We start from the raw sequence: 7879 nt of genomic DNA on the forward strand, positions 1-7879 counted from the left end.
TATGTTGTCTCGCACGCTCCTCAATGATGCTCCGACGATAACGAACGAGTTCCCGTAATTCTCGTTGGTTTCGATCAGGAATAAAACTAGCTTTTAATAATCCATGACGAAGCAGTTTCGCAATCCATTCGGCATCATTTACATCAGATTTACGACCTGGAACAGCTTTGATGTGTTGGGCATTGACCACTAAAAACACAATGTCTTCACTTTCAAGTAAATTCACAATGGGCTTCCAATATACACTCGTACTCTCCATGGCAACGTGTGTACATCCATGTTCTTTAATCCAGTCTACTAGTTTCAACAGAAACACTGTTTTCGTTGAAAATGATTGAATCTCCTTTCCTTTTGGTGTGATAATACATGCGGTGATAGAATCCTTATGAACATCCATCCCACACGCCCGTTCAATGATTACATCCATTGAAATCATCCTTTCTACGACTTAAAATAATGGAGGCTGGTGCAACAACCAGAATAGGATTAATCTACCATAAGTGCTTCCGCAAGGGAGCAACAGTCAGTGGTGCACCGTGGTCGAAGGAGTCAGACTAACGGATGGGCTCTACTAGCGCCATAGTGTATCGACCTTCCTCTCAACCATTTTCATTCTCTGTGGTGCAGCGCCGATTTTGCGCTGCATGGATGGCTAACGGGTAGTGATTGCTTAACAAAGGCAGTCGCTTTTTTACTAACAAAGCAGGTTAGTTGAAAAGGGAATTGAAGCAAATTTAAAGTTAAGGTAGGGGGAGACGATGAGAAAAATAGTTTATATTTTTTCTGCAATTATAATATTTGTTGTAGGGTTATTTATTTATTGGGACTGGACTGAAAGAAATTCCTCTTTTGCTACACCTGAAGAGGCGTTAGGAAGTGTGAAGAACCCCTCTTTGGAAGTGGTAGAGATTATTGATACAAAGGTGCTTAAAGGAACCAACTATGCGTATGTATTTTTCTATTCGCAAATCGATGAATCAAAAGATTATTAAGCTGTATCTGAATTTGAAAAGGGGAAATATGGTTGGCAGTTTGTTTGTATGTTTGGAGGAGGGAATATTGTAGAAGATAATGCGAATGGTGGTTTAAGCGTAGGTGATGTTGAAAGTGGCGAGTATTACGGTTTAGCAACTTCTAACGTTTCTACTGTAAAGCTTGGACATCTTGAAGCAAAACTCATTCCATTAGATGAAAAAGATATGAAGATTTGGATATTCTTCAATCCTACTTCGGAAGATATGAAAAGTAAGCCTGATTTCTTAGATAAAGATGGGAAATTATTAAACTAACGGGTGCCTGCACGAAAGAACGGGAGTTGTCGTCATGGCAGCTCCTATTGCTTATTGTGCTAAAGGATCAGAATAAATGTAAAATATAACCTAAAATGGATGCCTTATGTTATGGTATAAATAAGGGAATTTCGGAGGGGGAATAACTTGAGAATTTTAATAATTGGTTTTGTATTTTATTAGCACATTTTCTGATTCTACCGTTTTTCGGGATTGATTCTATTATCGTCTTTAAGATAATTGAATGGACTACAAAATTCATTTTGCTTTGGGTATTTTTGTATTGGTTAATCAGAATGGCAAGGACTTTAGAGAAAAAAAGTTAAATGCAATTTCCTATTGCAGTAACGGGTGTTTTCCTCTAAGAAGGAAGAAGCATCTTTTTTATTGAAAGAAATTGGCAATAAATAAAAAATATTGGTTATTTATGGTGTATCTCTAGAAGGGAGTGAGAATTTATGAAAAACCATAATAGAGTATATACTGTTACTATTTTGATGGTCATAATCCTTCTATCTACTGTTGCTTGCAATAACACACAGCAACCAAACATTACTATTGAAGCACACGTGTTAGAGTTAACAGAAAAAGAATACAACTCTATTGGAACTCATGAATTAGAGAACTCTATCAAAGATGATTTTCGCAAATTTAAATTAAAATTTGAAATGGAGTATTCAAATAGAATAGCTGATCGGAAAATTGATTTTCCAGATGGAACTGATTGGGCAAATATTATCAGTAAAGAAAGATATAGGTTTGGTTCTGGGAGAAAGTACATACCCAATGATAAAGGAGATGCAGTATTTTATAGAGAATTCATTTTTTATTCAAAAGGGTTAAGTGAAGAAGAAATAAAGAGTGCATTCGACTCTACTATTATCGAAGTTTTTTGGGTTTCAAAAGAAGGGAAACCTATTAAAAAGGAATATGTGATTAGCAATTTAGTGGAATTCGACAAAGAGAATAAAAAATCTTAGTTAAACTAAAAGGTACTTGAAGGGAATTAAGAGGAGTACAGGTTGCGATATCTTCTTGTTGCACTCTAACGGGGCAGTAATGCTGAATAAGAGTTATGGGTTTTAATGGCAAAATAGTTGTGATAGGGGGGATATTTTGAAGAGAATTACTTTTATTGTAATTAGTTTATATTTTGTTTTATTGGTTGGTTGTAGTAGTTCAGACAATACGCAATGGTATGAAACTAAAGAAACTGCAATAGAATACGGATTACAGGAAGAAGGTACAGACAAAACCTCAATTTTATCTATTGAGGAGTTTAAAGGAGAAACGATTGTATTCTATGAACTTGATAATTCGTTAGGAGTAGCGAATATTGCTGAGAGCAAAAAAGGTTTTAGTTTTTTTAGAAACACTTCTTATGTTGGATTTGGAGGAGATAGCGCTCATTCTAAAATGGGATTTGATTTTAAAACAAAATCAGGAGTAAATGTGAATGTTCTAGCAGGTAAGGCTTCTGATAAAAGTATTGAAAAAATGAAATTATTAGGAGATGGATTGGAAAGGGAATTACCTATATCTGAAAAGTCACGTTTATTTTATGTTATCCATGAAGAACCATATACCTCACTTGAAGTTATTCCAATAACGAATTATGAATAAACAACACAATTTGTATTATTAAAGTAATGGGTGCAGAGTTGTAAAAGTCGAATAGATTTAAAGGGGAGAGAGGATGTTTATATTTGGGATTATTGCTTTTGCTCTACTGATGTCTACGTTATTTGCGATAGAACGTACATTAAATAAGGCGAATGAACAAAATAAAGAGATAATAGAATTACTGAAAAAAAAGCAGGAAAAATAAGTTTATCCCGATTGTAATTGATTATAGTTTTCTTCTTAAAGTAACGGGTGCGATTATGCACAACGAGGAACGCCTTTTTTGCTAAAAGGCAGTTTTATTCAATAATGAGGGGATTGTATGAGAGTATTTAATCTGTTGACAACTAATATCAAGTCACTCTTTTTTCATTTCATTGTGATAGGTATTGCTGGAATTTTAAACTTGGGAGTTTGGGGCAGAACTGGAAATGAAAACTTATCTCTGGCTGTCTTAATACTTTCGCTGGTTCTGTATTTAATTTTAGGTTTGTTTTTGAAAGATAAAGGTTCCATTAGTAAAAATATACAAACTGTTGTTTTAATCCCAATATTAAGTTTGCTACTATACATGGGTACTTTACTACCAGCCTCTGATTTTGAAGGTTCAATGTTAAATTCTTTTAACTTCTTATATTTTGCAACTATTCAACCATTCTTAAATATAACAGGTATTCCTGCTAATTTTAATTATCCATTTATTTTCGCAATTGTTCCCGCATTTATGTTATGGCTTGGCTTGCAAGTAAAAACTGTCTTTAAGGAAAGGGGTAACTATTCTCATAGATTATTTAACTAAAGGGTGCGATTGCTCAACAAGGGCAGTCGCTTATTGTGGTAAAGGGTATGTTTCTACAATAAGTAGAAATAACTTTTTTATTAAGACGCTGATTTATAAGAAATTTTACGTATAATTGAGGTGAAAAATATTTAGGGAAATCTCAAATTATTGTAACCTTTTATAGATTAAAACAGACTAATCAATGAAAAGACAAATGGAGGTGGAGAATTGAGAGAAGAAAGGCACATAGATGAAGAAATTCGTAAGATATATCGTTTCATTGCTTCCTTTACAAACAATCGAAACGACATTGAAGATTTACGTTTGTTTAAATCTCTTCAATCATTTAGGGGGCAATCAGAAATGAAAACCTGGCTTTTTTCTATTGCTCGTAATGTTACGGTTGATTATATCCGAAAGGTGAATCGGCAAAAACTACTTAATGATTCCCTTCTAAAATGGTTACCGTCCCAAGCAAAGTCAACTACCGTTTTTCGGAATTACAAGTTCTATTCTTTTTAGTTTAATTGAATGGACTACAACATTTATATTACCTTGGGTAGTTTTGTATTGGTTAATTAGAGCAATAAAAACATTAGAGAAAAAAAGATAAATACTCTTTTATTCTAGTAACGGGGCATAAGTTTAGCAACAGGAGTTGTTGTTCGCATCTCCTGTTGCTTATTGGATAAACGAGGCAGGTTTATTTGAGAAGTCCCATCGTTAAAAACTTATTGGAGGGAGAAAAAGAATGAAACAATTAACTTTTATAGGTACAGTATTGGTTCTAATATTGTTAGTAACTGGTTGTAATCAACAACCCAACATCGATATTAGTAAAACCTTGGATCAAACGAGAGAAACACTCAAGGAATTAGATGACGTAGAAACTACTGCGGTTTCTTTTGATGGGGAGAGTGATATTAAGTTTAGCCTTATGGTTGAGGGGCATCCAACAGAGGAAGAGGCTATATCTTTGTTTAATAAAGTATTAGAAAATATTACCAAGTCGTCAAACCATTCTGATGTATGGGATTATTATAATGGTTATTTTGACATAAAAAGTTACGATAATGGTGTTATATATGAATCGACTAAGCTTATTGGAGAAGATTTCAATATATCGTCGAACTAAAATTCGAAAAAACGAAAGTCTTCTATGAATTGTGAAGGATTACACTTAAAGTAACGGGTCCGATGCTGGAATAAGGTCTCTATTTGATTATTGAAGTAAAGTGGTAGGTTCCTTAAAGAAGGAATAACTGTATAATTATGGGATCGTTTAAGGGGAGGGGTATTTTAAATTTGAGAAACTTAAATGTAGTCGCACTTACTTTATATATTCCAGCACTTGCCGCAATAATTTTTGGGATATATGTACAACTAAATTTGGATATGAGTGATGGTGTAAACTTATTAGCTAGTATAGGTGGTTTATTCGGAGGTCTTTTCTTAATAGGGCTAGCAGAAATTATTAGACTGTTATCAAATATAAGTAGGCAGATTGATGAAAATAAGAAAAAGTTGATCTCATAATCTTCAACGGGGTGCGAATATTGAATAAAGGAGTTGTCGATGCGGCAGCTCCTATTGTGTTAAAGAAGCAGGATTCTGGAACAAACTTGTATTTGAAATTTTTTATCAATATCTATCGTAAAGAATAAATATAACAAAACGAGGGGGAATTTTATGCGAATTTATACTGGTATTTTTATAGTGTTATTAATAATTTTGACTGGATGCTCAGAAAAGTCATCATTAGAATTAATCAGTTCAAAAGTAGATATTAGAGATGATCGAGCTGGGGAAATTGGTGTTACGTCGGGTGATATGGAGGGCGAACATATAAAAATAATTTCACTTAGCTATGATTTTGTATTAAAGAATACTGGAACGAAAACTATCGGGGGAACTGAAAATTTCAACAATGAAACTTATACATATGACGACGGAATTAAACTAATAATTGAACCTAATCAAAACTTAATTGATGTGATTGAAGAGATAATAGGTTTTAATATTTTTAACGAAGAAGGAAGAGAACGAGCATATTTAGGTTTTGGTGAAACTGGTGCTCCAATTCTTGAACCAAACCAAGAAGGTAAATATACATTTGATTTTGATTTGGGTGCACTAAAAGAAAACCCAGATATGAGAATGGCTCCAACGCAAGAACAATTAGATGAAATTATTAAAAATGCTATGGAAGTAACATTGGTTATTTATGCCGAGGAAGAAGAAATAGCACGCTTTGATTTAAGTAATTGAGTTCTAGCTAATTTATAAGTAATTGCTCTTATTCAAGTAACGGAGTGCAATCCTTTAAGAAGCAGGGATTGCTCGTTTTCTTATTGAAGTAAATGGCAGTAGAGTTTAACAAGAATATGGATTTTTATGGTGAAGTCATATGTATAAGGAGGTCTTTTAAATGAATTTTATTTTGTTAATTACAGCTATACTTGTTTTATTATTTTCACTAAGACAGATGACATTGATTGAAAAGAGTACAAATAATTCAGACATACAAGAAATTAAGCAAAATATTAGTTTACTTATATGTGGTATTCCAGTAATCGTGGCATTGGCTTTTATTCCTTACCAAGTCTGGGTATTAGCTGGGGAATCTAATGACTGGGATGGGGTCTATATTATAGGTGGAACTGCTATCGTTTCAATAATTATTAGTTTTGTTTTCTACTATAAAGGAAAGTTGAAGTTCAACTGAGGGGCAGAATACTTGAAGAAGGATTTTCCTTAAATAAAGTTGTAAAAAGGATGAAGGAGGTTTATGACATTTTATTCGGAACTTTATTGCCATTATTGAAAATTGTATTATCATTTCTCTATCCGTTGCTACTTCTAATTGGTTGTATTGTATGCTGGAAACGTTCTTTTAAAGTAGGCATTATCTTTTTCTTACTTATGATTTCTAATGAAATTTTCTTGTTTTATGGAATGAACTATTTTATTCAATTTCCTTCGATAGTAACTTCTTTTTCTAAAATATTATTGTCTGCTGCATTTTTAATTTTAATTGTAGGGTTATATCGTCGTAAGAAATTTGACTAAAGTCTGCATTCCTTCTACAAGGAGTGCTTATTTTTCCTTATTGAAGTAACTGGCAGGGATTATTAAAGAAGATACAATAGTAACTTTAACTAAGATGCAACGTCTAAAATAGAAAAGAGGGAAGTATGAAGTATTTATCGCTTTTTTTGCTACTTATATTATTAGTGAGTTGTAGTTCTCCAATTGGTTCATTTGAAGGAGATATTGAGATATAAAATCGAATATGGTGCAAGTTAATTGTTCGTCAACAGTAAATAGAGATAAGGGAAGAGATATTGAAAGTATAGGATATATATGCAATGTTGATGTTACTGAAGATACTGTCATTGCTAATATGAATGCCAAACAATTAAGCATTAAAGATTTAAAACAGGGACAGAAGGTTGAAATTATCTTAAATAAAAAGATAGAAATAAGTGAAAGTGAAAACAGTAGAGAGGTTACTGCCAATGAAATAAATGTATTGAACTAAAGGTGCGATGCTTAAGAAGGCATCGCCTTACTTATTCCACTAACGAGCAGGTTTATGGAAGAATGGTTTAGGCATATGTGATAATTTTATTATAAAAGGGTGTTTTTAATGAAATCATTATTTGCGATATTCTTTGTATTTATCATGATTGTTTCAGGTTGTAGCAATGTAGTTGATGATACAAAAACTCAATTTAAAACTGTACAACAAGCAACATTAGAAAGTGATATCCCATTAGCAGATATTTTTCATACTGAAGAAATGGATGAAACTGCATTCTCTTTTTATCAGTCCCCCAATGGGTATGGAATTCTTCACTTTTCATTAAAAGAAGATGGTTGGGATTATCAAGGGAGTTCTGGTTTTATGTACTCTACTGATACTGACATAAACCCTTTTTCTTTTAGTCAATCAACGTGGCACAAAGGGGAAGTTTCTATTGATAACGAAAGGTCATATACAACTGTATTTTTAGGCGAAGTAGGTGACCCTGAAATTAGTAAAATTACAGTTGAATAGTAAGCCCCCATTCAAACAACGCATATAAATACGCAGCGCCTCCTGGTACGATACATGTATTAAATAAAGGAGGTGCTTTTCTTATGCCCCAACAAAAATTAGCGATCGTCCCCGTTACACTGCACG

At 33.2% G+C, this 7879-nt stretch carries 15 protein-coding genes; 14 read left to right on the forward strand and 1 reads right to left on the reverse strand.

Annotated elements, in window-relative coordinates; translation table 11 throughout:
- A partial coding sequence (locus LDX58_RS25115) for an IS110 family transposase (protein WP_227940395.1) occupies positions 1-427 on the reverse strand: 427 nt, incomplete at its 3' end.
- A 331-nt stretch (positions 428-758) separates the two neighbouring features.
- On the opposite strand from LDX58_RS25115, the gene LDX58_RS25120 reads away from it, so the two are divergent.
- From LDX58_RS25120 to LDX58_RS25180, 14 genes are all read left to right on the forward strand, one after another.
- Positions 759-992, forward strand: coding sequence for a hypothetical protein (locus tag LDX58_RS25120; RefSeq protein WP_227940396.1), 234 nt, complete (start codon positions 759-761; stop codon positions 990-992).
- A gap of 48 nt (positions 993-1040) precedes the next feature.
- The gene (locus tag LDX58_RS25125) at positions 1041-1289 is read left to right on the forward strand and encodes a hypothetical protein (RefSeq protein ID WP_227940397.1); all 249 of its coding nucleotides are present in this window, start codon (positions 1041-1043) and stop codon (positions 1287-1289) included.
- Between the two features lie 458 nt (positions 1290-1747).
- Positions 1748-2269, forward strand: a complete 522-nt coding sequence (locus LDX58_RS25130) for a fructose-bisphosphate aldolase (RefSeq protein WP_227940398.1) — start codon at positions 1748-1750, stop codon at positions 2267-2269.
- A 136-nt stretch (positions 2270-2405) separates the two neighbouring features.
- The gene (locus LDX58_RS25135; protein ID WP_227940399.1) at positions 2406-2912 is read left to right on the forward strand and encodes a hypothetical protein; all 507 of its coding nucleotides are present in this window, start codon (positions 2406-2408) and stop codon (positions 2910-2912) included.
- 73 nt (positions 2913-2985) lie between these two features.
- Entirely contained in the window at positions 2986-3117 is a 132-nt protein-coding gene (locus tag LDX58_RS26245) for a hypothetical protein (protein WP_265416833.1), read from the forward strand.
- Between the two features lie 117 nt (positions 3118-3234).
- Positions 3235-3711 carry a hypothetical protein gene (locus tag LDX58_RS25140; RefSeq protein ID WP_227940400.1) on the forward strand — a complete coding sequence of 159 codons (477 nt, stop codon included), beginning with the start codon at positions 3235-3237 and terminating at the stop codon, positions 3709-3711.
- A gap of 210 nt (positions 3712-3921) precedes the next feature.
- Entirely contained in the window at positions 3922-4215 is a 294-nt protein-coding gene (locus tag LDX58_RS25145; RefSeq protein ID WP_227940401.1) for an RNA polymerase sigma factor, read from the forward strand.
- Positions 4216-4444: 229 nt separating this feature from the next.
- A complete protein-coding gene (locus LDX58_RS25150; protein ID WP_227940402.1) occupies positions 4445-4828 on the forward strand; it encodes an IolE/MocC family protein in 384 nt (127 codons plus the stop codon).
- Positions 4829-4998: 170 nt separating this feature from the next.
- Positions 4999-5229, forward strand: a complete 231-nt coding sequence (locus LDX58_RS25155) for a hypothetical protein (RefSeq protein ID WP_227940403.1) — start codon at positions 4999-5001, stop codon at positions 5227-5229.
- A 153-nt stretch (positions 5230-5382) separates the two neighbouring features.
- Positions 5383-5961, forward strand: a complete 579-nt coding sequence (locus LDX58_RS25160; protein ID WP_227940404.1) for a hypothetical protein — start codon at positions 5383-5385, stop codon at positions 5959-5961.
- Between the two features lie 160 nt (positions 5962-6121).
- A complete protein-coding gene (locus LDX58_RS25165; protein WP_227940405.1) occupies positions 6122-6418 on the forward strand; it encodes a cytochrome c oxidase subunit II in 297 nt (98 codons plus the stop codon).
- 50 nt (positions 6419-6468) lie between these two features.
- A complete protein-coding gene (locus LDX58_RS25170; protein WP_227940406.1) occupies positions 6469-6762 on the forward strand; it encodes a hypothetical protein in 294 nt (97 codons plus the stop codon).
- 223 nt (positions 6763-6985) lie between these two features.
- Entirely contained in the window at positions 6986-7234 is a 249-nt protein-coding gene (locus tag LDX58_RS25175) for a hypothetical protein (RefSeq protein WP_227940407.1), read from the forward strand.
- Positions 7235-7342: 108 nt separating this feature from the next.
- Positions 7343-7753 carry a hypothetical protein gene (locus LDX58_RS25180; RefSeq protein ID WP_227940408.1) on the forward strand — a complete coding sequence of 137 codons (411 nt, stop codon included), beginning with the start codon at positions 7343-7345 and terminating at the stop codon, positions 7751-7753.
- Positions 7754-7879: the final 126 nt, after the last annotated feature.

It is taken from the genome of Alkalihalobacillus deserti, from assembly GCF_020734105.1.
Taxonomy (GTDB): domain Bacteria; phylum Bacillota; class Bacilli; order Bacillales; family Bacillaceae_D; genus Halalkalibacter; species Halalkalibacter deserti.